At 50.5% G+C, this 22951-nt stretch carries 18 protein-coding genes; 14 read left to right on the plus strand and 4 right to left on the minus strand.

What is annotated here, in order from left to right:
• Positions 1 to 2: 2 nt before the first annotated feature.
• The gene (locus M1L66_RS01140; protein ID WP_187023369.1) at positions 3 to 1154 is read right to left on the minus strand and encodes an ROK family protein; all 1152 of its coding nucleotides are present in this window, start codon (positions 1152 to 1154) and stop codon (positions 3 to 5) included.
• Between the two features lie 125 nt (positions 1155 to 1279).
• On the opposite strand from M1L66_RS01140, the gene M1L66_RS01145 reads away from it, so the two are divergent.
• Both M1L66_RS01145 and M1L66_RS01150 read left to right on the plus strand, forming a co-directional pair.
• Positions 1280 to 2350, plus strand: a complete 1071-nt coding sequence (locus tag M1L66_RS01145; RefSeq protein ID WP_434690375.1) for an SIS domain-containing protein — start codon at positions 1280 to 1282, stop codon at positions 2348 to 2350.
• A 14-nt stretch (positions 2351 to 2364) separates the two neighbouring features.
• A complete protein-coding gene (locus tag M1L66_RS01150; protein WP_434690376.1) occupies positions 2365 to 3282 on the plus strand; it encodes a BadF/BadG/BcrA/BcrD ATPase family protein in 918 nt (305 codons plus the stop codon).
• 59 nt (positions 3283 to 3341) lie between these two features.
• On the opposite strand, the gene M1L66_RS01155 is transcribed toward M1L66_RS01150, so the two are convergent.
• From M1L66_RS01155 to asnS, 3 genes are all read right to left on the minus strand, one after another.
• Entirely contained in the window at positions 3342 to 5204 is a 1863-nt protein-coding gene (locus tag M1L66_RS01155; protein ID WP_434690378.1) for an ATP-binding protein, read from the minus strand.
• 4 nt (positions 5205 to 5208) lie between these two features.
• Positions 5209 to 6279: a metallophosphoesterase family protein gene (locus M1L66_RS01160; protein ID WP_002605621.1), complete on the minus strand. Its 1071-nt coding sequence runs from the start codon at positions 6277 to 6279 to the stop codon at positions 5209 to 5211.
• A 114-nt stretch (positions 6280 to 6393) separates the two neighbouring features.
• The gene (gene asnS, locus M1L66_RS01165; RefSeq protein WP_187023373.1) at positions 6394 to 7785 is read right to left on the minus strand and encodes an asparagine--tRNA ligase; all 1392 of its coding nucleotides are present in this window, start codon (positions 7783 to 7785) and stop codon (positions 6394 to 6396) included.
• A 247-nt stretch (positions 7786 to 8032) separates the two neighbouring features.
• Here asnS and M1L66_RS01170 point away from each other — a divergent pair, with 247 nt between their 5' ends.
• The 12 genes from M1L66_RS01170 to M1L66_RS01225 all read left to right on the plus strand — a co-directional run bounded on the left by M1L66_RS01170 (position 8033) and on the right by M1L66_RS01225 (position 22950).
• Positions 8033 to 9307 carry a glucose-1-phosphate adenylyltransferase gene (locus M1L66_RS01170; protein WP_055660828.1) on the plus strand — a complete coding sequence of 425 codons (1275 nt, stop codon included), beginning with the start codon at positions 8033 to 8035 and terminating at the stop codon, positions 9305 to 9307.
• Complete coding sequence (gene glgD / locus M1L66_RS01175) at positions 9304 to 10425, plus strand: glucose-1-phosphate adenylyltransferase subunit GlgD (RefSeq protein WP_187023374.1); 1122 nt, start codon at positions 9304 to 9306, stop codon at positions 10423 to 10425. Before M1L66_RS01170 ends, glgD begins: the two co-directional genes overlap by 4 nt.
• Positions 10426 to 10451: 26 nt before the next feature.
• Positions 10452 to 10739: a septation regulator SpoVG gene (gene spoVG / locus M1L66_RS01180; protein ID WP_187023375.1), complete on the plus strand. Its 288-nt coding sequence runs from the start codon at positions 10452 to 10454 to the stop codon at positions 10737 to 10739.
• A 217-nt stretch (positions 10740 to 10956) separates the two neighbouring features.
• The gene (locus M1L66_RS01185; protein WP_434690384.1) at positions 10957 to 11943 is read left to right on the plus strand and encodes a diaminopimelate dehydrogenase; all 987 of its coding nucleotides are present in this window, start codon (positions 10957 to 10959) and stop codon (positions 11941 to 11943) included.
• A 17-nt stretch (positions 11944 to 11960) separates the two neighbouring features.
• Entirely contained in the window at positions 11961 to 12377 is a 417-nt protein-coding gene (locus M1L66_RS01190) for a DUF3783 domain-containing protein (protein WP_002605627.1), read from the plus strand.
• A 56-nt stretch (positions 12378 to 12433) separates the two neighbouring features.
• Entirely contained in the window at positions 12434 to 13213 is a 780-nt protein-coding gene (locus tag M1L66_RS01195) for an SseB family protein (RefSeq protein ID WP_187023377.1), read from the plus strand.
• Between the two features lie 266 nt (positions 13214 to 13479).
• Positions 13480 to 15243 carry an ABC transporter ATP-binding protein gene (locus M1L66_RS01200; RefSeq protein WP_434690388.1) on the plus strand — a complete coding sequence of 588 codons (1764 nt, stop codon included), beginning with the start codon at positions 13480 to 13482 and terminating at the stop codon, positions 15241 to 15243.
• A gap of 12 nt (positions 15244 to 15255) precedes the next feature.
• Positions 15256 to 17073, plus strand: coding sequence for an ABC transporter ATP-binding protein (locus M1L66_RS01205; protein ID WP_434690391.1), 1818 nt, complete (start codon positions 15256 to 15258; stop codon positions 17071 to 17073).
• Positions 17074 to 17758: 685 nt separating this feature from the next.
• Positions 17759 to 19087 (plus strand): Gfo/Idh/MocA family protein, encoded by a 1329-nt coding sequence (locus M1L66_RS01210; protein ID WP_434690393.1) that lies wholly within the window; start codon positions 17759 to 17761, stop codon positions 19085 to 19087.
• 73 nt (positions 19088 to 19160) lie between these two features.
• Positions 19161 to 20882, plus strand: a complete 1722-nt coding sequence (locus tag M1L66_RS01215; protein ID WP_434690395.1) for an ABC transporter substrate-binding protein — start codon at positions 19161 to 19163, stop codon at positions 20880 to 20882.
• 170 nt (positions 20883 to 21052) lie between these two features.
• Positions 21053 to 22006, plus strand: a complete 954-nt coding sequence (locus M1L66_RS01220) for an ABC transporter permease (protein ID WP_055659830.1) — start codon at positions 21053 to 21055, stop codon at positions 22004 to 22006.
• A gap of 11 nt (positions 22007 to 22017) precedes the next feature.
• Positions 22018 to 22950, plus strand: a complete 933-nt coding sequence (locus M1L66_RS01225; RefSeq protein WP_187023382.1) for an ABC transporter permease — start codon at positions 22018 to 22020, stop codon at positions 22948 to 22950.
• Position 22951: the final 1 nt, after the last annotated feature.

A 22951-nucleotide genomic window follows, 5' to 3' on the forward strand; every position in this document is an offset into this window, starting at 1 on the left:
CTTTATTCCTCGAAAAGGACCTCCAGGCGTTTATTAAAGACAGTGACTGCGGCGCCGATAATGCCGGTGTCGCGGCTGATCGACGGTTCAATCTGAAGGGTATTGTGCACCAGGGTGGTGCGGATGGCCTCCTGTATTCTCTGCAGCAGGGGGTCTCCCAGCGCCAGTGGAATGATCCCTGTCAGGACACAGTGCTGGATATCGAGTAAGTACGTCAGATTGGTCAGTGTATAGCTCAGATAAGGGCAGAGATAATTGATAATTTCATCCCTCATAGTCTCCGGAAATCCGGGATTCTGCTGCAAATTAATCTGAAAACGCTGGTAGATGGCCTCCAGATTGATCAGCTGTTCAAATGGTTTGGGCTTCGGGACATCCGCCCCCGGTATCTGGAAGGAGGTGACCGGCATGTTGCCGATCTCTCCAGACTTATGGGTGGCGCCGTACCACAGTTCCCCATTCATCATATAGCTGACACCACATCCGGTACCCAGAGTAAAATAAACAAGGTTCTGATATTCCGGACATCTGCGGCGTAAAAATGCCTCGCCGAGACAGGCGAAGTTCACATCGTTATCCAGGAAAAACGGAACAGGGAGAGCATCCGTAAACTCCGGAAATGCTTCTGCAAACGTTACTTCGTGGTCGATGTTCATATAGGACATATGAATAATGCTGTTTGTCTGTGGATTCACCATAGCGGGAAAGCCGATTCCGATTCCCAGTACGGGAATCTGCTCGCCCGCGGCCAGCGCCATCAGCTTGCTGATCTCTCTTGTCAATTTGGAGAGCTCCAGCGTGTGGTTCTGGACCGGAAGATGGATTGACCGGCAGTACTGGCAGGTTCCCAGCATATCGACCAGACCCATATGTACGATCTGCCCTTCAAATTCGAGTCCGATGGCGTAGTATGCCCGCGGATTAAAACGAAGAAGATGGCCGCGCCGTCCGGCGCCGGGGCTTTGAGTCGTCTCTTCCAGCTCGATGAGAATTCCCAGCTCCAGAAGCTTGTCAACTATCTTTAAGACGGTGGGAAAGCTGATTCCAGTGATGCGGACCAGTTCCGCGCGGCTCATAATGTTCTGATTGCGGAACAAATCAAAAATCATCATACGGTTTTTGGTTTTCAGATATTTCGGCATGTACTGGTTCACGGCAAAGCTCCCTTCTGCAGGATCATGATACTAGAATCATAGCATTAGAATAACAGACAGTCAAACGCTTTTCGGCGTTTTAAAGAGGACCGTGAACTATAATAATAAAAAACAGGAGAGTCAATATGGCAAGAAGAATGTTGGAATATATAAAAGAACAGCCTGAAGTATGGCGAAAAATAACGGATGACAGAGAGTCACTTTTTCAGGGAGCGGTTGAAAAACTGCAGCAGCCGATAAAACGGATCGTAATTCTCGGCTCCGGAAGTTCCTATATCGCATCTATGGCTGCGGCAGATTTCTATGGGAAGATGCTGGGGCTGGAGGCGGCAGCGGTGGTGCCGTCCCGTCTGGACGGCCTTTTAAGACTTTTAAATCCGGAAGAGACGCTGCTGATTGCTGTCTCTCAGTCCGGGAAGAGTACCTCCACCATAGATGCAGTAAAGAAATGGAAGGCACGCGGCTTTCGCATTCTGACGGTAACTGCCGATGAACAGTCCCCTGTGGCAAAAGAAGGTGATGTTCACCAGTTTATCGCCTGCGGAGAGGAGACGGTGGGACCGAAGACGAAAGGAATGACCTCCACGGTTTTAACCCTCTATTTCCTGGGCCTGGCTCTGGGCAGAATCTGGAACCTGGGAGACCAGGAGGCTTCTGAACGTTTTCTGGAGGAATTGAATCAGGCTATAGACGCAGCGCCCTCAAATATAGAGAAGAGTATAGATTTCTGCCGGAATCAGGCCGACTTACTTGCTGTAATCCCACACGTTACCATTCTGTCGGAGGACGCCGGCTACTACGCGGCACAGGAAGGAGCGCTGAAGCTTTTGGAGACCCTATATATACCGGCGATGGCCTATGAATTTGAGGAATACTTACATGGAGTCAATAACACGATTGCTCCGGGAATGTGTCATCTTTATCTTCCTGCCGGCGAAAAGAATGCGGAACGGATGGCTGCACTGGATCACTACACCAGGGAAAAAGGCTGTGTAAACTTTATTATTACGGTATTAGACTGGGAAGAAGGCAGCCATGTGCTTAAGCTGTCAGGTAATAAGAATCCGTATCTCAGCATATTTGAGACGCTCCCGGCGTTTCAGGTAATGAGCGTATTCGGGTCAGAACGCAAAAATATAGATTGTGATAAGCCTAAATTCCCTGATTTCTACGGGGTTTTAAACACAAAAGCGTAATCTAGGAGGAAGCTATGAAATATTATGCCGGATTAGATATAGGCGGAACCGTTGCCCGCATGAAAATAGAGTATGTGGATGGCCGGGCGGGGGAATTCTACGGAGCCGGAGGCACCATGAATACAGACGGATATGAGAAGTGCAATGCAAAGTATCGGAGCTTTATTCTGCCGATTCTGGAGGAGGCACAGATCAAGGCGGAGGACTGCGTAAAAATCTGTGTGGCGGCCAGTGGAATCGATTCTCCAAGGCAGGAAGAAGAGTGCCGCAGGTCTTTCCTGGAAATGGGGTTTCGGCCGGAAAGCATTCTGGTATATAACGACTGTGAGGTATTTCTGCATGTGTCGACGGGGCCGGCTATCGTGCTGGTCTGCGGCACCGGTTCGATCGCATATGCCAGGGGAGAGTCAGGAGCGATCACCCGCTGCGGCGGCTGGGGCCATGTGCTGAGCGATGAGGGGAGCGGCCATAATATGGGAATGAAGGTCATAAAAGAGGCGGCCAACCACATCGACGGCAGAACCAGCTGTCCCATTCTGTACGAACTTTTTGAAGCGCAGAGCGGCCTGAAAACGCTGGATGAGATCAATACCTTTGTCAACGACATGTTAATGGAAAAGACGCAGATCGCCTCCTTTGCCCCGCTGGCAGAGAAGGCTTATGAGCTGGGAGATGAGACAGGCCTGAAAATACTGCGGGAATGCCGGGATGAACTGTTTGCCCTGGTAAAGGATGTCTATTATAAAGCCGATTTAGACAGATACCAGAAAGAGGCGCCGGTAGAGCTCTGGCTCTGGGGCAGTGTTCTGTTAAAGAATAAAATCATAGCTCCTGAACTGACGGACCTCCTTAAGAAAGAATTTCCTTCTATACAAATAAGAATTCCGGAGAAGACGGCGCTGGATACCGCTCTGGACATAGCAAAGTCATAAAGAAAAGCCGCAGGGCAGCCGGTAATCCGGCTGCCCTGCAGCATATTCATGTCTTAAAATCAAATCTCAACTAAATGATAAGGAATCAAATTCGCCGTCAGCATCTGCGCCTCTCTCTGATGGCACGTAAAGATAATAATCTGTCCTTCACAGGCCTTCACAAGCCATTTCAGCGCAGTCTTTAACCTGTCGTCATCATAGAGAACAAAGCTGTCATCGAAGATCAGGGGCATCTCCCCGTGGTCCCCAATAATCAGCCTGGCGGCTGCGAGCCTCAGGGCCAGATATACCTGGTCCATCGTTCCGCTGCTGACCTGTTCTAACGGAACCAGTTTGGTTTTTGTGTTTAAGAACACATTCAGGTTCTCATCCACGCTTAAGCTGGTATAGATCCCTCCCGTGATTCCTGCGATCAGATCTGAGGCGGTCTTATTTAAATAGAGGCCAAAGGAATCGCGGATCGAAGAGGAAAGCGTCGTCATAGTCTCCAGAGCCAGGTCAATGGCGGACAGTTCCTCGCGGATTCTGTCATTTTCAGCCAGAATGTGCTTCAGGCCCTCGGCCTGAGTTTTGCAGGCGGACAGATGTTCCAGCTTCTTCTCTAACTCCCACTGGGTCTTCTGCTGTTTCTCAATGACTTCCCCGCAGTTCTCCTGCCTGCCCTGCAGCTCCGTGATCTCGGCGGCCTTCTGTTCAATGGCGGTTTCCGACTTGGCAATGGCGGAACTGAGCCGCGTAAATTCAGCCATTCTCGCCTGAAATGCCCGCATGGCGTCCATGGAGATGGCAGTGTCGCCTAAATGCCTGGAGAAGATCTCCTGCAGGACCTTGGCACTCAACTCCATGTCCTTCTGCCTGTGCCGCAGCCGCAGATACAGGATGAGGCCAATCAGATAAAAGATAATGGCCGCGCCCACCGCCGCCGCGATGCAGACCAGGGAGTCGATCCCGTAAACGGCAGTCACATAGTTGTCACCGCCCAGATAATAGACGGCGCCGGCGCCGCACAGCAGCAGGGTGGCGATGACGAGAGAGAGCACCGAAAGAATCTTCTTCGACTTTTTGCCGCAGACCTCCTTCGCCTCCGTGTACTCGTCAAAGGTGCCCTGTGTCTTGATGGAGTAGGCCGTGATGGAATCCTGATCGGTAAACTGGTTATTGGCCAGAACCTGTTTGCCTCTGGCCACCTTCTGGATCAGCTCTTCCTTTTCTTTCTGCTTCACTTCCAGCGTATCCTTTACCTCCACGCGCATGCGCTGGTAGGCCTGAATCTGATTCTCATATTCGGGCGAGGCGATCTCCTTCTCGGTGTTGCGGATCTCGCTGAGCAGAGAGGTGTAGGTGCGGGCCGCCTCGGGAACCATCTGAGATTCCAGCTCCTTGTGCTGGCTCTTTAAAAATGAGGTCGCCTTTGTGATATTGAGTGCGATATTGCCGGTGGTGTTAAGATTGGCAATGTAATTCTTAAGTTCAGACACCATGCCCTCATCGGTTGCGCTTTTTAACTGGCCGATGCTGACCGTGTTGTTGTATGCGGTCTCGCTTAAACCGCTTAAGAGGTCGTCGAGAAATGCCTTCGTCGGTTCGATCTCCCGTCCCGCCGTCTCGTCTACCACCTTAAATTCCTTCTTATTCTTCTGAAATGTCCGTTCGATGCGGTAAATGTGGTCCTTGTGCTCCAGCCTCAGCTGCCCCTCGTAGGTGCCGCTGTTTTCCCAGGGCTCAAACTTGGAGTAGATATCGTTTCTGGAGGCCCGCCCGCGTTGTTTCTCAATGCCGAACAGCATGCCCCTGATAAAGGTGTGGATGGTAGATTTACCGGCTTCATTCTTGCCGTAGACGATGTTTAAGCCGTCCTCGAAGGAAAGGTTCCGTCCGTGAAATTTTCCAAAACCGTTAATATAGATATCCAGAATTTTCATTCGGTCAGCTCCTTTCATCCGTGGTGCGCAGCAGCGCGTTGATTCCGTAATACAGCGCCTTCTTTTCCACCTGGCTCATCTCCGGTTTCTGAAGGGCCTGTATATAGAAGCCGATCATATCGCTGGGATGCTCTGCGAACAGCGCCGAGAAATCGTACTGCGGCTCGGACTCATCAATGATTTCCATTATCTTAAACCGTGTGGACAGCATGTCCAAATCGAAGGAAATGTCGGGATCACGCATGCCCCGGATGCGGAATCGGAATATATTTTCCGGTCCCCGGTTCTGAATCTCCTGGGTAATCTTCATGGCCAGCTCCGTGTTGGTGGTGGCCGTCGTCACATTGACCGCCAGGGAGATGTACTGAATCCTGGCCAGCGGAACAAACTTTAAGGAGGTCACCATGCGGGTTACCTCGTTGATCTCGCCCATAAACATGCCGTGCTGGCCGGCCTCCGTCTTGTCGAGGGGCTCCGGCGATCCGGAAAATGCCATGCGGTTCTCGATCAATACCTCCGGTTTGTGGATGTGTCCCATGGCAATATAGGAGAAATCCAGCGCGCCCATGGCGCCCTTGTCGAAGGGGATATGGTTGGCATCGCCGCCGTGGCCCAGAAGGACGTGGATTCTGCCGTTGTTAGGCACCTTTAGATGATCCAGGCGGTTCTCCGGAATGTCTGTGGTATGGTAGGAGAAGCCATAGACCTCCGTGTTGATCTCCTCGAAATAGACGCATCGCAGTTCCTCATCCATTAAGTAAGTCACGTTGGGCGCCCAGGTAAAGCTTAAGAGTGCGGAATTATTCCGGATGCGGTCGTGGTTGCCAGCGATGATGACGACGTGAACACCGGGTATCGTAGAAAACAGATAATTAACTTCTTTTAAATCCCTTGCCAGCGGCTGGCGGTGGAATAAATCGCCGGAAATAAACAGGCAGTCGGCTTCCAGCTGTCCCGCCTGTGCGACGGCTTTCGCGAAGGTATCTTTGATATCCTGGGAGCGTTCCTTGCTCCAGGGCTTATCGCTGTCCGGGCTCATGCCCCAGTGAACGTCTGCTATATGTACGAATTTCATAGTCATCACCTCATAGTTCCTCAGTTGTGTCCGGCGCCGTTTTTCTCACACGGCTTTACCATTAAAGATACCATAAATTCCCTACCGGGATGGTAGGGAATTTGTGGTAGAATTCTAGAGTTCACAGTTGTTTACGGTTCTTGGGAACGGAACAACGTCGCGGATATTGGACATGCCGGTTAAATACATAACACAGCGTTCGAATCCCAGACCGAAGCCTGCATGGCGGGTGGAACCGTATTTTCTTAAATCGAGATAGAACTGGTAATCTTCTTTCTTTAACCCCAGCTCGTCCATGCGGGCCGTGAGTTTGTTGTAATCATCCTCTCTCTGGCTTCCGCCGATGATCTCGCCGATTCCCGGAACGAGGCAGTCAACGGCTGCCACGGTCTTGTTATCCGGGTTCATCTTCATGTAGAAGGCCTTGATTTCCTTCGGATAGTCGGTTACGAAGACCGGTTTTTTAAAGAGCTGCTCTGTTAAATAGCGCTCGTGCTCGGTCTGCAGATCACAGCCCCAGAATACCTTGTAATCGAACTCGTCGTTGTGCTTCTCTAAAAGCTCTATGGCCTCGGTGTAGGTAACATGGGCGAATTCGGAATTTAATACGTTGTGGAGACGGTCTAAAAGGCCCTTATCCACGAACTGGCTGAAGAAGTTCATCTCTTCCGGAGCATGCTCCAGTACGTAGCGGATCACGTATTTTAACATGGACTCTGCCAGCTCCATGTCGTCGTTTAAATCGGCGAATGCCATCTCCGGTTCGATCATCCAGAACTCGGCGGCGTGGCGGGTCGTGTTGGAATTCTCCGCACGGAAGGTAGGTCCGAAGGTATAGACATTGCGGAAGGCCATGGCATACGTCTCTGCGTTTAACTGGCCGCTTACGGTTAAGTTGGTCGGTTTGCAGAAGAAGTCCTGGCTGAAATCCACTTTTCCCTCGTCGGTCTTCGGAATGTCGTTTAAGTCAAGCGTCGTCACCTGGAACATCTCGCCGGCGCCTTCACAGTCGCTTCCCGTGATGAGCGGGGTGTGTACATACACAAAATCACGCTCCTGGAAGAACTGGTGGATCGCATAGGCGATTAAGGAGCGGACACGAAATACCGCCTGGAAGGTGTTGGTGCGGGGACGTAAATGGGAAATGGTCCTCAAATACTCAAAACTGTGTCGTTTTTTCTGTAATGGGTAATCTGGCGAAGAAGCACCTTCGATGACGATTTCTGTCGCCTGAATCTCGAATGGCTGCTTGGCTTCCGGTGTAGCAACCAGGGTACCTTTTATAATCAGGGCGGTTCCAACGCTCAGTTTGGATATTTCTGAAAAGTTCTCCATGGTGTCGTGGTAGACCACCTGAAGTGTCTCAAAATAGGTACCGTCGCTTAGGACGATGAAGCCGAAAGCCTTGGAATCTCTAAGGCTTCTGACCCAGCCGCCGATGGAAATCTCTTTGTTTAAATACTGCTCCCTGTCCTTATATATTTGCCTTACTGTCACTAAATCCATAATGATTTCTCCTTTTGATATGATCGCATACTTATTAAGATTATACTGTATTTTGGGCTGCGATTCAAGGGGGAGACTGTGTAAAAACACTATATCTGGCATGAAATGTAAAAGAAAACCATATTTACGGAAAAATGTCGGAAAATGCACAAAAAAGTATAATAATATTTCAAAAATTTGTTCACTATTTTTCAAATGTGTGGTATAATGCTAGTACAATAAAATTCTAACAGCAAGAGGTGATAACGTGATTAAAAAAGAAATGATTGCCATGCTTTTGGCAGGCGGCCAGGGAAGCCGTTTAGGTGTACTGACACAGAAGGTAGCCAAACCAGCAGTATCGTTTGGCGGGAAATACCGTATTATTGATTTCCCGCTCAGCAACTGCATCAATTCGGGAGTTGATACGGTCGGAGTTTTGACACAGTATCAGCCATTACGTTTGAACACCCATATCGGGATCGGTATTCCGTGGGATTTGGACCGTAATGTGGGTGGAGTAACCGTTCTCCCACCTTATGAGAAGAGCAAAGGCAGCGACTGGTATACCGGTACAGCCAATGCGATCTACCAGAATCTGGAGTTTATGGAGACGTATAACCCGGACTATGTGTTAATCCTCTCAGGAGACCACATCTATAAGATGGATTATGAGGTTATGCTTGAGTATCACAAAGCGAATAATGCAGATATCACCATTGCTGCCATGCCGGTACCGATTGAGGAAGCCAGCCGTTTCGGAATTGTAATTACTGATGAGAACAACCGTATCACGGAGTTTGAGGAGAAGCCGGCGAACCCGAGAAGCAACCTGGCCTCCATGGGTATTTACATATTCAGCTGGAAAGTACTGAAAGAAGCCCTGATTAAGATGTCAGAGGAACCGGGCTGTGACTTTGGCAAGCATATCATTCCGTACTGCCATGCAGCCGGACAGAGGATATTTGCTTATGAGTACAATGGCTACTGGAAGGACGTAGGTACTTTAGGTTCTTACTGGGAAGCCAACATGGAGTTAATCGACATTATTCCTGAGTTCAATTTATATGAGGAATACTGGAAGATTTATACCAAGAGTGATATCATTCCGCCTCAGTATGTATCGGAGGATGCAGTGATTGAGAGAAGCATCATCGGAGAGGGCTCCGAGATATTCGGAGAAGTCCATAATTCCGTAATCGGTGCAGGTGTTACCGTGGCGAAGGGCGCCGTGATCCGGGATTCCATCATCATGCGTGAGAGCGTGATTGGCGCCGGTTCCGTTGTCGATAAGGCTGTCATCGCTGAGAATGTCAAGATTGGATCAAACGTCGCACTCGGCGTGGGTGAATACGCACCGAGCAAGTATGACCCGAAGGTATACCAGTTTGACCTGGTTACCGTGGGTGAGAACTCTATTATCCCGGATAATGTAAAGGTTGGAAAGAACACCGCCGTTGTAGGGGAGACGATCGTAGAGGACTATCCCGACGGATTACTGGCAAGCGGAGATTACATCATAAAGGCAGGTGGTATGCGATGAGAGCAATAGGAATTGTATTAGCAGGCGGTAACAGTAAGAGAATGCGGGAATTGTCCAACAAGAGGGCGATTGCAGCCATGCCGATCGCAGGCAGCTACCGCAGCATAGATTTTGCACTGAGCAATATGACGAATTCCCATATTCAGAACGTGGCAGTGTTGACCCAGTATAATTCCAGGTCTCTTCATCTGCACTTAAGTTCTTCCAAATGGTGGGATTTCGGAAGAAAACAGGGCGGTTTATTCGTATTCACGCCAACCATTACAGCGGAAAGCAGCGACTGGTACCGTGGAACTGCCGACGCATTATATCAGAATCTTACCTTCTTAAAGAACAGCCATGAACCGTACGTGGTCATCTCGGCCGGTGATGGTATCTATAAACTGGATTACGGCAAAGTGCTCGAGTATCATATTGAGAAAAAGGCCGATATCACCGTAGTCTGCACGGACCTTCCTGAGGGAGAGGACGTAACCCGTTTCGGTCTGGTGGGAACCAACGAGGATGGCAGAATTACCGATTTTGAGGAGAAACCCATGGTGGCTTCCTCCAATACCGTATCGTGCGGCATCTATGTGATCAGAAGACGTCAGCTGATTGAGCTGATCGAGCGCTGCGCGATGGAAGATCGCTACGACTTTGTCAATGATATTCTGGTGAGATATAAGAATTTAAAGAGAATCTATGCGTACAAGATGGATTCCTACTGGAGAAATATCGCTTCCGTAGAATCCTACTACAGAACAAACATGGATTTCTTAAAACCGGAAGTCAGAGATTACTTTTTCCGTCAGTATCCGGATGTATACTCCAAGATCGACGATCTGCCGCCGGCAAAGTATAATCCTGGCGCAGTAGTGAAGAACAGCCTGGTATCCAGCGGAAGCATTGTTAATGGGGTAGTTGAGAATTCCGTTCTGTTTAAAAAAGCCTATATCGGCAATAACTGTGTGATTAAGAATTCCATCATTTTAAATGATGTGTATATTGGGGACAATACGGTTATTGAGAACTGCATAGTAGAAAGCCGGGATACAATCCGCGCCAATACGACTTACATAGGTACACCGGACAATATTAAAATTGTCGTAGAGAAAAACGAAAGATACACATTATAGGTAATGTGACGGGAAGGGGTTTTGACATGCAGATTACAGATGTTAGGGTAAGACGTATCGAAAAAGAAGGAAAGATGAAGGCCATCGTATCAATTACACTGGATAATGAATTTGTAATCCATGATATCAAAGTAATTGAGGGAGAAAAAGGGTTGTTTATCGCCATGCCGAGCCGGAAGGCGGCAGACGGAGAATACCGCGACATCGCACACCCGATTAATTCGAATACCCGTGACACGATTCAGAGAGTAATCCTGGACAAGTATGAGACGACCGCATTAGAGATGCCGGAGGAAGAGGCCGCACTGGCCTGATGTTAAAGTTGGGATTGGTAGCAGAGAAGTGAAGGTTGAAAGTTAGGAGCCGCATGGGGTGCCGGTTGGACACCATGCGGCTTTGTTTTGTGTGAGGGACCGCGGACGCTGGGGGATCGCCAGCTGAGGGAAAAAAAGCAATTTACATATGGGGGACAGGCGGGTTATAATGGGGGTAGCTTTTAGATAGTTCATGACAAAGAGAGGAAGTACGAATATGACAATCAAAATTGGTATATTAGGATATGGGAATCTCGGTAAGGGCGTGGAATGTGCGGTTAAGCATAACCCGGATATGGAATTGGCGGCAGTCTTTACGAGGAGAGATAAAGAGTCTTTGAACATTCTGACGCCTGGGGTGAAGGTTTGTTCTGTCCAGGAGGCGGAGTCCATGAAGGACGAGATCGATGTGATGATCTTATGCGGCGGGAGTGCTACAGATCTGCCGGTTCAGACGCCGGAGTTTGCAAAGTGTTTTAATGTCGTTGACAGTTTTGATACGCACGCCAGGATACCGGAGCATTTTGAGGCGGTGGACGCGGCGGCGAAGGAGGGCGGCCACGTGGGAATTATCTCTGTGGGCTGGGACCCGGGAATGTTTTCCCTGAATCGTCTGTATGGCAATGCCGTTCTGCCGGAGGGCAGCGATTATACCTTCTGGGGCCGTGGAGTCAGTCAGGGGCATTCTGATGCGATCCGCCGCGTGGAAGGCGTGAAGGACGCCAGACAGTATACGGTGCCGGTTGAGGCAGCGCTGAAGGCTGTGAGAGATGGAGAGAATCCGGAGCTGACTACGAGACAGAAGCATACGAGAGAGTGCTTTGTGGTAGCGGAAGAAGGGGCTGATTTAAAGCGGATCGAGGAAGAGATCGTGACGATGCCCAACTATTTCGCCGATTATGATACGACGGTCCGGTTTATCAGTGAGGAAGAGCTTATGAGAGATCACAAGGGAATACCTCACGGCGGCTTTGTGATACGCACCGGAAAGACGGGATGGGAGAATGAGCACAGCCATGTGATCGAGTACAGCCTGAAGCTGGATTCGAACCCTGAGTTCACCGCCTCTGTCATCGTGGCGTATGCGAGAGCGGCTTACCGTCTGAGTAAGGAAGGCGCGGCGGGCTGTAAAACGGTATTTGATATTGCGCCCGCGTATTTAAGCCCTCTGAGCGGGGAAGAATTAAGAAAACATCTGCTTTAGGAACAGGAGGAAGAGGCGTGGCGGCGAAAGAGATGGTTCTGTATTATCAGCCGGAGAGAGAGAAAGAGGCTGGCAACGCGTCGAAAGCGGCAAAATTAAAGGGTGTTCTGATCCGTATGGGCATCCGGATAAAGAATATTACACCGGAACAGACCGGGCAGACGGTTGGTTATCTGGCTGGTTTCGATGGATTTGACGAGCGGGAGACGGAAGAGGGAACTGTGCTTCCGGAGCTGGAGGAAGAGATGCTGGTTATGAAGAATTTTACGAACCGGCGGATCGACGAGCTGCTCGCGGGACTGCGCCGGGCCGGTGTGCCAAAGGTTGAGTTAAAGGCAGTGGTCACGGAGACGAACTGCGGCTGGACTTTTTACGCTCTGTATGAAGAGCTTAAGAAGGAACGGGAAGCGATGACAAAGAAGGATGAGGCTTAAGCCGGATCATGGCGAAGCGGAACGATAGGATTGATCAGAAAGAAGGAGAAATACCCATGGATAACGAAGGAAAGAATGGCGCACAGACAGACAAGCAGGCGGTGCTGGGGCGTTTGAGAGACACGAAGGCCCTGTATGTGGTGGTTTCTGCATGTACGAAGCTGCCGTATGTTGTGTGTGATCCGGAGACATTTGACGATGAGGTTCTGGTGTTTTTTAAGCCGGAGGAGGCGGAAGCCAAGGCAAAGAGCCTGGCTGGGGAAAAGATCCCGGTGAGCATCGTTAAACTGGATAATAAACAGCTGCTTTTATTCTATACGAATCTGTATACAATGGGAGTGAACGCTATTTTCGTGGAAGATTCCGGGAAAGAGGAGCTCATCCAGCTGGAGGAGTTCGTCAGACGGAGAGGAGACGAGCCCGGCGAGGAGGACAAGGTCTGGGTGGAGAATCCGGCGCTGCATTTAACTGCTCTTTATTATATGCAGGAGGCGAGAAGGCAGCCGGGACCGGAGATGAATTCCAGGCTCATGGAACTGCAGGAAGAGATCGAGATGCATTTTCGGAAGGGGACTTTCATTCTTGCCATAAAGAAAGAGGGCAATGGAATCCCGTTGGTAAAGATGAAAAACGGAGATGTCTATCAGGCGGCATTTACAGATATTCTGGAATTTCAGAAGTTTAACCGGGAAGACCAGCTGCGGCCGGTAATCGTACAGGCTGAGAAGGTTTCCCAGGTGCTGGCAGGCGATGCCATCGGTATTATCTTAAATCCGATGGGAATTAATCTGCCTCTGGCAGTGAACCGTCCGCCGAAGCAGGAAAGCGAACAGTAAGAAGAGGTGCAGGAGAACCGTTGTCCTGCGGCTGGTATGGCCGTGGGACGGCGGTTTTTCGTGTAATTGGAAAGTGCTCCTATTACACAAAAAAGCCCTCCGGGCATGATGTGCCCTCCGTGCTAAGGAAGTATGGCCGCTGAAGCCGCCGCGCTCCGGCGCGAGAGTCCGCTCTCCGGACTCTTTATTCTGCAATAGGAAAGTGATCGGATTCTTGCACGCTTCGGATGAATCCTGTATAATGGAGGCATTGGCGAGGTAGAAGTATGAAGAAGATTTTTTCGTATTATTTAAAACCGTATTATCTGCGTATGGCGATTGGCTTTTTGATTAAGTTTACCGGTACGCTGATGGATTTATTTCTTCCATGGACACTGGCTTATATGATCGATACGGTGATTCCGGCAAACCAGAGGCCGGAAATATTTTTGTGGGGAATTTTCATGATTTTCTGTTCGATTCTGGCGGTGGTGTTCAGCGTTGCGGCGAACCGGATGGCATCCCGGGTGGCCAGCAGCGCCACCCGGACGATCCGGGGAGATTTATTCGAGAAGGTGAGCCGCTTATCCAACACTCAGATCGACCGTTTCACCAGACCGTCTCTGATATCCAGGCTGACCAGCGATACGTACAACGTTCATCAGATGCTCGGAAGAGTCCAGCGGCTGGGAGTACGGGCGCCGATCCTCTTAATCGGCGGCATTACCATGACCATGGCGCTGGATCCGGTACTGGCGTGTATCCTGCTGGCGGTTCTTCCGCTTCTTACGATTGTCGTGGTGGTGGTCTCAAGGAAGACGATTCCCATGTTCTCCGTTCTGCAGGAGCGGGTGGATCGGTTTGTGCGGCTGATCCGGGAAGATATTGCGGGTATCCGTGTGATTAAGGCGCTGTCTAAGGAATCGTATGAGCGGGAGCGTTTTGACCGGGCGAACCGGGAGGTGGTGGACTGGGAGCGGAAGGCTACCGTGACCACCAGCATCACCAATCCTGTGATGAATGTGCTTTTAAATCTGGGGCTTGTGGCTGTTATTCTGGCCGGAGCCTGCCGGGTGAACCAGGGGACTTCGGAGGTCGGAAAAATATTGGCGTTCATGACGTATTTTACGATCATTCTGAATGCGCTGATGTCCATTTCCAGGCTGTTTATCATGATTTCGAAGGCTGCGGCTTCGGCCTCGCGTATTGTGAAGGTCCTGGATGCGGATCAGGAGCTGGTTCTCCAGGAGATGGAAGCTGAGGAGGAATCTGCGTGGGAGACCGAGACAGGAACGGAGAAAAAAGCGGGGACTGGCGAGGAGAATGGTGCAGTCCACGTGGAATTTGATCACGTATCCTTTTCCTATAATAAGGTTGAAAATAACCTGGAGGACATCTGTTTCCGGCTGAAGCGGGGCGAGACGCTGGGGATTATAGGCGCCACGGGAGCGGGAAAGACGACGATCGTGAACCTGCTGATGCGTTTTTACGATGCCGATCAGGGCGCGGTTCGTATTGATGGAAAAGATGTGCGCACCATGGGGCTTCATGAGCTGAGAAAGCGTTTCGGAACCGTATTTCAGAATGATACGATATTTGAAGATACCATTATGGAAAACATCAATATGGGCAGGGAGCTAAGTGAGGAAGCGGTCATGGAAGCGGTTCTTTACGGCCGGGCCAGTGAGTTTGTGGAGGAAAAAGGCGGTATTTCAGCGCAGCTGGATATCAAGGGGGCCAATTTAAGCGGCGGGCAGAAGCAGAGAATTCTGATTGCCCGGGCGCTGGCAGCCAAACCGGATATTCTGATTCTGGACGATTCCTCCAGTGCGCTGGATTATAAGACGGACGCGGCGCTTCGGAAGGAGCTGAGGGAACATTTTGCGGAGACAACCTGCGTGATTATCGCCCAGAGAGTCAGTTCCATTATGAACTCGGATCACATTATGGTGCTGGAGGATGGACAGATGATCGGTTACGGGACGCATCAGGAGCTGATGGAGACGTGTGAAATTTACCGGGAAATTGGAAAATCCCAGATGGGAATATAAGGGGGAGGGATCATGGCTGCACGCAGCAGAAGTGAAAAACGGCTGGAGGCCGCATATAATGAGCCGCAGGGGCGCTCTCTGGTTCAGAGAAAGCACACGATTCTCCGTCTCGGACGCTATATGATTCAGTATAAATGGCTCCTGCTCCTGGCTTTTATCATGACGGTGGGAAGCAATTTGCTGGCTTTGGTGGGGCCCATGCTTTCGGGCTATGCCATTGACGCCATCGAGCCGGGCATGGGGAAGGTGGAATTTTCGAGAGTTTTCCATTATGCCGGATGGATGGCGGCATTTTACGTGATTTCCTCGGTGCTGTCCTATGCGCTTTCGGTTCTGATGATTACCATCAGCCGGAAAGTGGTATACCGGATGAGAAAGGACGTATTTGACAAGATGCTGGCTCTGCCCGCGGGGTATTACGACCTTCACCAGACGGGAGATATCATCAGCCGTATTTCCTATGACATCGACACGGTTAATGAGTCGCTGTCCAGCGATCTGATACAGATTTTAACCACGGTGATCACGGTGGGAGGCGCCCTTTACATGATGGTGGTAATATCGCCGAGACTGGTGCTGGTATTTGCGTTTACGGTGCCGCTGTCTGCCTGTATTACGAAGTTCATAACGGGTAAGACACGTCCGCTCTTCCGTGCGAGATCGGCGAGTCTGGGGAATTTAAACGGCTTTGTGGAGGAGATGGTAACCGGACAGAAGACTTTAAAGGCCTACTGCCAGGAGGAAAATGTCATTCGGAAATTTGCGGAGAGGAATAAGGACGCCGTGGAGACGTATTACAGGGCGGAATACTACGGCAGTGTGGTAGGGCCTATGGTGAATTTTATCAATAATCTCTCATTGTCCTTAATCAGTGTATTCGGCGCGCTCCTCTATCTCGTCGGCTACATGACGGTAGGGCAGATCTCTTCTTTCGTACTATATTCAAGAAAGTTTTCCGGCCCGATCAATGAGGCTGCCAACATTATGAGCGACCTGCAGTCTGCATTGGCCGCGGCGGAGCGGGTGTTTGTGCTGATGGATGAGATACCGGAGACGGCAGATGCGCCCGGCGCCGCAGAGCTGGGAGGCGAGGGGGAGGAAGTCCGGGGAGAGGTCGAGCTGTCCCATGTTGATTTCGGATATGAAAAGGACCGGATTATTTTGCACGACCTTTCCCTGAAGGCGGATCCGGGCAGGCTTATTGCGGTAGTGGGCCCCACGGGTGCGGGGAAAACGACACTGATCAACCTCCTGATGCGTTTTTATGATCCGAATTCCGGGGAAATCCGGGTGGATGGCCATGAGATCCGGGAGGTGACGAGAAAGAGTCTCAGGAAATCATACGCCATGGTGCTGCAGGATACGTGGCTGTTCCACGGAAGCATCTATGAGAATCTGGCATACGGAAAAGAGGGGGCTACGATGGAGGAGGTTGTGGCGGCGGCGAAGGCGGCCAGGATCCACTCGTTTATCAAGCGCCTTCCGGAAGGCTATGATACGATTCTGACAGATGACGGGACGAATATATCAAAGGGGCAGAAGCAGCTGCTGACCATAGCGCGTGCTATGCTGCTGGAGGCGAGGATGCTGATTCTCGACGAGGCAACCTCCAACGTGGATACCAGGACGGAGATCCAGATCCAGGAAGCCATGCGGAAGCTGATGGAGGGGAAGACGTGTTTCGTGATTGCACACCGGTTATCGACCATAAGAAATGCGGATCTGATCCTGGTGATCAAACAGGGAGAAGTGGTGGAGAAAGGGACCCATGAGGAGTTGATGCGTGCGGATGGGGAGTATTTTCAGATGTATACGGCTCAGGGGGAGTGAGGAGGGAGGAGGAGATACGCGGACTTTTTGCGTGGGGGATTGAGGAAAAGGGAGAGCGGGCGGCAGGGAGGGAAAGATTCAGGGATTCCGAGGGAGTGGGACTAAGGGCGAACAGCCCCCTCCGCAGGGGTCCCGGGCAATTCGACCGAACGCCTGATGCGTTCGCTCTCAGTGCCCGCAAAATCGCGTCCTGAAAACGCGATTTTGCCCCTGCTCCGGCGGCTGTTCGCCCTAAGTCCCACCGACCTCTGCATCATTCACCTTTCCCTCCCTGCCGCCCGCTCTCCCTTTTCCGGCCAGGCTGTGAAAAAGTCCGCTGTGTGCTGGCTCCATAAGGGAGGGGTTCGTCAAATGTTCTAAAAAAGAATAGATATATTGACAAATATTGAGTAATATGCTATTTTTAATGTAAGCAGATGAGAACGAGGAAGTCGTTTTTATTTTTAAGTTTTTAACCTATCATACAGCATATAGCATATAGCTTACAGGTCAAATGTCATTTATGATTTCCGCCCGGCTTTGGAGGGACGGAGAAATGAAGCCTTATGAATTATGTCAATCAGCCATCCTCTTACTTTCCTTTTTACGTACCCGGTATAGAGGCAGAAGGAGCGGAGATGGCATGTATCGCACCTGTGGGATTTGTAAAGATCCGTCAGGCGCTCATATTAAGGAGGACATCAATATGAAGAGACCAGTAACAGCGGCAATTGCAGGACTGGGCAACCGGGGAAATGATATCTATGCCCATTATCAGCTTGTAGCGCCGGAGGAGATGAAGGTAGTGGCGGTGGCGGACCCGGTTGCCGGAAAGAGAGAGGCGGCCCGGGAAGAGTATGGGGTAGCGCCTGAAAATTGTTTTGAAACGGTGGAAGACTTGTTGAAACAGCCGAAACTCGCCGATATCCTGGTGATAGCGACCCAGGACAAACAGCATGTGGCCCAGGCGGTGGAGGCGATTAAGAAGGGATATCACATTCTCTGCGAAAAGCCCATTTCCCCCAGCCTGGAGGAGTGTCTTCTTCTGCAGAAAACGGCCCACGAATATGGACGTATGGTAGCTGTGGGACATGTGCTCCGTTATACTCCATTTTATTCGAAGATAAAAGAGGTGATCGAGTCCGGACAGATCGGAGACGTGGTCAGTGTCCAGGGACTTGAGAACGTCAAATACTGGCACCAGGCTCACAGCTTTGTGAGGGGCAACTGGCGCGACTCTGTGGAGACGAGCCCGATGATTCTTGCAAAATGCTGTCATGACATGGATATCTTCGTATGGCTTCTGGGAAAGAAGTGCGAACGGGTTTCATCCTATGGTTCCACCTATTTATTTAAGGAATCCATGGCCCCGGAAGGCTGTGCCAAGCGCTGTCTCGACGGCTGCGAGGTGAAAGAGAACTGTCCGTATGATGCGGAAAAAATCTATATTACGGATAAAGGCACAGGTATACGCAATGTTGTCGAAAGGAATCTGACCGGTGACGATGCGTGGCCGTGCTGCGTACTCTCCCAGACACTGACCGAGGAGGCCATCTATGACCAGATTAAGACCGGTCCTTACGGCCGCTGTGTCTATCACTGCGATAACAACGTGGTGGACCATCAGGTGGTCAATATGGAATTTGAGGGCGGTGTGACGGTCAACTTTACCATGAGTGCATTTACCAGCGGAGGCGGCCGCGATATCAAGGTCATGGGTACCATGGGCGATATCATCGGTGATTTACATACGGGAATTGTGAAGGTCACGAATTTTGGAAAAGAGACGGAGGTTTACGATATCAATGCGACGGCAGGCGATTTATCCGGCCACGCGGGAGGCGATAACCGTCTGATCCACGATTTCCTGGCGGCGGTAGAGGAAGGCGAGACGAAGGGACAGTTAAGAACCGGCGTCGATGTGTCGATACAGAGTCATATCATTGCGTTGGCGGCTGAATATTCCAGAGTTCATGAGGGGGAAAGCGTTGCCCTGGATGAATTTATACGCAGTGAGAGATATAAAGAGCTTTGAAAATTTGTAGTAAAGCAATGAAATAACAGAATCTGTTAATTGCTTAAAATGTTTTAGAGAAGGAGAGGATTTTATGAAAAAAAGATGGTTAGCTTTATGTCTGGCAACATTGATGGCGGCATCCTTAACCGCGTGCGGCAGTTCCAAGACATCTACACCGGATACGACCGGTGCACAGACGACTGCAGCGGGCAGTGAGACAAAGGCCGGAGGCGAAACAAAGGCAGAAGAAGCGCCTGCGGGTGCTGTGGAACAGGTGGTGACTATTCCAATGTTCAGTGATCCGGATACGCTGGATCCGGGCCGTTCCGATGACGAGCAGAAGAATGCAATTGTGCTGGAGATTCAGGAGACGCTGATCCGTCTGATGGACGGAAAAGTAACGCCTGGGGGCGCAGAGAGCTGGGAGACCTCCGATGACGGACTGGTATGGACTTTTAAGCTGAGAGACAATCAGTATTCCGACGGTACCGCCGTAACAGCTCAGGATTATGTAAACTCCATTCGAAGAATTTTTGATCCGGAAGTCAACTGCCACAATGCTGGAATCTTCTACTGCATCAAAGGCGGAGAGGATTTCAATACGGGTAAGGGGAGCAAGGAAGATGTAGCGGCGAAGGCGGTTGATGACAAGACGCTGGAAATCACCCTGATAGAACCGCTTCCATATTTCTTACAGCTGATGACATTTGCCAATGTGACTCCGGTTCCGGAATCCAAGACGCAGGGCGAGAAGAACTCTTCCTACGGTGCGACGGCAGAAGAACTCAGCAGCTCAGGTCCATTCTATGCATCAGAGTGGGTCCGCGGTTCCAGGATCGTGCTGAAGAAGAACCCGAATTACTGGGATGCGGCAAATGTAAAGCTGGAAACTGTCAACATGGTACTGGCACAGGACGAGAATACGAGAGAGCAGATGTTTAATCAGGGTCAGCTTGATATCTTAAGAAAGGTCCGCAGCGAGTATGCAGATACGTTAAAGGCAAAAATCGACGGCGGCGAGGTTCAGCTCTTAGAGGGACCGCAGCCGAGATACAGCTATATCTGCTTTAATAATGAAGATCCCAATGGTATCTTTACAAATGAGAAGATCCGTATGGCATTTTCCATAGCGCTGGACAGGGAATCTCTCGTTAAAAATGTTATGAAGAAGGACCAGGCCGCTTACGGCATGATTCCTTACGGTTTAAGTATCGGCGAAGAACTGTTCCGCGATATCTATCCGGAGCCGATGAAGGATTTTCTGGCTCAGGATCCGAAGGCTCTGCTGGAGGAAGGCTTAAAGGAGATCGGGAAAGAGGGAGAGCAGATTACTGTGACGTTCCTTCAGAAGAACTCTGATAATGATACGAAGGTTCAGGCAGAGTATTACCAGAACCAGTGGCAGACAAAGCTTGGCGTGATTGTTAAGATCGATACGGCATCCGACAACTCATCCTTTAATAACCAGGTATCCAAGGGGCTGTATCAGGTATGCCAGACCGGATGGGGTGCTGACTATAATGATCCGATGACATTTATGCAGTGCTATATGACTGGCGACGGCAACAACCCGGCATTCTTCTCCGATGCGAAGTATGATGAGCTGGTGGAGGCGTGCAAAACGGAATCCGATATGAAGGTGCGCGGCGAGAAATTTGCAGAGGCAGAAAAGATTATCACAGTGGAACACTGTGGTCTGGCGCCGATTACCTTTACATACGACAAGAATGTGGCAAAGAGCAGCGTGAAGGGCTTCTATATTAATGGAGCCGGCGGCCCGGCAATCGAACTGAAAAGTGCATATGTAGAATAGGATTAAGAGACAGGAACATGGACTTTGACAATGCGGGGCAGGTATTTACTGCCCCGCATTGTGCGCCTGACTATTACTGCACGGCATGAATCAATGGATTACGGCAGATGGATTACGGCAGATGGATTACGACGAAACGCATGAGTCAGAAACAGGATGGGAGGTTCAAGATGGTAAAGTATATTTTGAAGAAGATAGGTTATATGATTGTTACACTCTGGGTAATTCTGACAATAACCTTCTTCCTGGTCAGCGTCATACCGGGCGATCCGATGCAGGCGGACACCAAGGTGCTTCCCGAGGCTGTGGTGGAGAACCTAAAGGCCCGCTGGGGGCTGGATAAGCCGATGGGGGAACGGTATGTTATTTATTTGAAGAATCTTCTTCACGGAGAATTGGGAGAGTCTTATAAGACTCCGGGTCTTACTGCGAATCAGATTATTAAGGACCGTTTTCCGGCTTCTGCAAGGCTGGGGATTCAGGCCGTGGTGTTAGGGCTGGTTCTAGGTCTGCTTCTGGGAATTCTGGCGGCCTTTCACCGGGGGACGTGGATCGATTTCATTACGATATTTATCGCCATCGTGGGGGTATCCATCCCAAGCTTCGTTTTTGCCGCCCTGCTCCAGAAATACGGCGGCGGAGATTATTTTCCAATTGTCGGCTGGGTGTCTCCGGGGATGAAGATTCCCGAAATTTTCCGTTATACGGCGCTGCCGACGCTGGCGGCATCGATCGGCGGCCTGGCTACGTATTCGCGGTTTATGCGGTCCTCGGTGCTGGATGTGCTGAGCTCTGACTATATCCTGCTGGCCAAGGCCAAGGGGCTGTCCAACTGGAAAATCATTACACGCCACGTGCTCCGCAACAGTATCACTCCGATTATTTCGATCGTGGCGCCGCAGGTGGCGGGAATCGTGACGGGGTCCTTCGTGATCGAGAGAATTTTCTCCATACCGGGTCTGGGCCGTTACTACGTGGACAGCGTCAATGGCCGCGATTACCCGATGGTTCTGGCTACGACCATATTCTTTTCCTTCATCTTCATTCTTTCGATTGTCGTGATGGATATTTTATATGCAATCGTTGACCCGAGAGTCCGTAAGGGCATCATTGAAGGAAAGTAAGGAGGAGAGCCATGGAACAGGGAAATGAAATGACAGTAACAAAGGATCTATTCCGGCGTGTCGGGGTGGATGAACAGAAATCAGAGTCCGTGGTGCGCCCCAGTATTTCTTACTGGCAGGACGCGGTCCGGAGATTAAAACAGAATAAAGTAGCTATGATTAGCCTGGTGGTGCTCTTGTTAATTCTGGTGATGTGCGCCATAGGGCCGTATATTTATCCCCACCCGTTTGATGAGCAGAATATTGAGTTTACGAATCAGACGCCCTCCTTGCAGCACTGGTTCGGACTGGATGATCTGGGACGGGATATCTTCGCGAGAATCTGGATGGGGGGAAGAATCTCCTTAACGATTGGTATCGTGGGCGCAATCGTGTCACTCGTCATCGGCGTTTTATATGGCGGCATCAGCGGATACTGCGGCGGTCTTGTGGACGATATCATGATGAGAATCGTGGAAATCCTGGTGGGAGTGCCGTACATGGTGGTGGTTATTATCATGTCCGTGGTGCTGGGAAAGGGCATGACCTCCCTGCTGATCGCACTGTGTATCACAAGCTGGACGAATCTGGCGCGAATCGTGAGGGGACAGGTGCTGGAACTGAAGGAGAGCGAATACGTTCTGGCAGCCCGGGCGCTGGGAACGCCTCCTCTTCAGATCATCGTAACGCACCTGCTTCCCAATACATTGAGCCTGATTATTATCAATACAACCTTTTCCATACCATCCTTTATCTTTGCGGAAGCGTTTTTAAGCTTCGTAGGTATGGGAATCCAGCCGCCGCTGACAAGCTGGGGTGCTATGGCCGCATTGGGCCAGCAGCAGATGTCCTACTATCCTCATGAGCTGATTTTCCCGGCGCTGGCAATCTCTGTGACCATGCTGGCATTTAACCTGCTGGGCGATGGACTCAGGGATGCATTTGATCCGAAACTGCGCCAGTAGC

Origin of the sequence: Hungatella sp. SB206 (assembly GCF_051132295.1) — a bacterium.
Classification (GTDB): Bacteria; Bacillota; Clostridia; order Lachnospirales; family Lachnospiraceae; genus Hungatella; species Hungatella effluvii.

Coding starts and splice junctions, on each gene's coding strand:
- M1L66_RS01145 (WP_434690375.1), top strand. CDS start 1,280: ATGGCAAGAAGAATGTTGGAATATATAAAAGAACAGCCTGAAGTATGG.
- M1L66_RS01220 (WP_055659830.1), top strand. CDS start 21,053: ATGGTAAAGTATATTTTGAAGAAGATAGGTTATATGATTGTTACACTC.
- M1L66_RS01160 (WP_002605621.1), bottom strand. CDS start 6,279: ATGAAATTCGTACATATAGCAGACGTTCACTGGGGCATGAGCCCGGAC.
- M1L66_RS01205 (WP_434690391.1), top strand. CDS start 15,256: ATGGCTGCACGCAGCAGAAGTGAAAAACGGCTGGAGGCCGCATATAAT.
- M1L66_RS01200 (WP_434690388.1), top strand. CDS start 13,480: ATGAAGAAGATTTTTTCGTATTATTTAAAACCGTATTATCTGCGTATG.
- M1L66_RS01225 (WP_187023382.1), top strand. CDS start 22,018: ATGGAACAGGGAAATGAAATGACAGTAACAAAGGATCTATTCCGGCGT.
- M1L66_RS01150 (WP_434690376.1), top strand. CDS start 2,365: ATGAAATATTATGCCGGATTAGATATAGGCGGAACCGTTGCCCGCATG.
- glgD (WP_187023374.1), top strand. CDS start 9,304: ATGAGAGCAATAGGAATTGTATTAGCAGGCGGTAACAGTAAGAGAATG.
- M1L66_RS01210 (WP_434690393.1), top strand. CDS start 17,759: ATGAAGAGACCAGTAACAGCGGCAATTGCAGGACTGGGCAACCGGGGA.
- M1L66_RS01215 (WP_434690395.1), top strand. CDS start 19,161: ATGAAAAAAAGATGGTTAGCTTTATGTCTGGCAACATTGATGGCGGCA.
- asnS (WP_187023373.1), bottom strand. CDS start 7,785: ATGGATTTAGTGACAGTAAGGCAAATATATAAGGACAGGGAGCAGTAT.
- M1L66_RS01185 (WP_434690384.1), top strand. CDS start 10,957: ATGACAATCAAAATTGGTATATTAGGATATGGGAATCTCGGTAAGGGC.
- spoVG (WP_187023375.1), top strand. CDS start 10,452: ATGCAGATTACAGATGTTAGGGTAAGACGTATCGAAAAAGAAGGAAAG.
- M1L66_RS01155 (WP_434690378.1), bottom strand. CDS start 5,204: ATGAAAATTCTGGATATCTATATTAACGGTTTTGGAAAATTTCACGGA.
- M1L66_RS01195 (WP_187023377.1), top strand. CDS start 12,434: ATGGATAACGAAGGAAAGAATGGCGCACAGACAGACAAGCAGGCGGTG.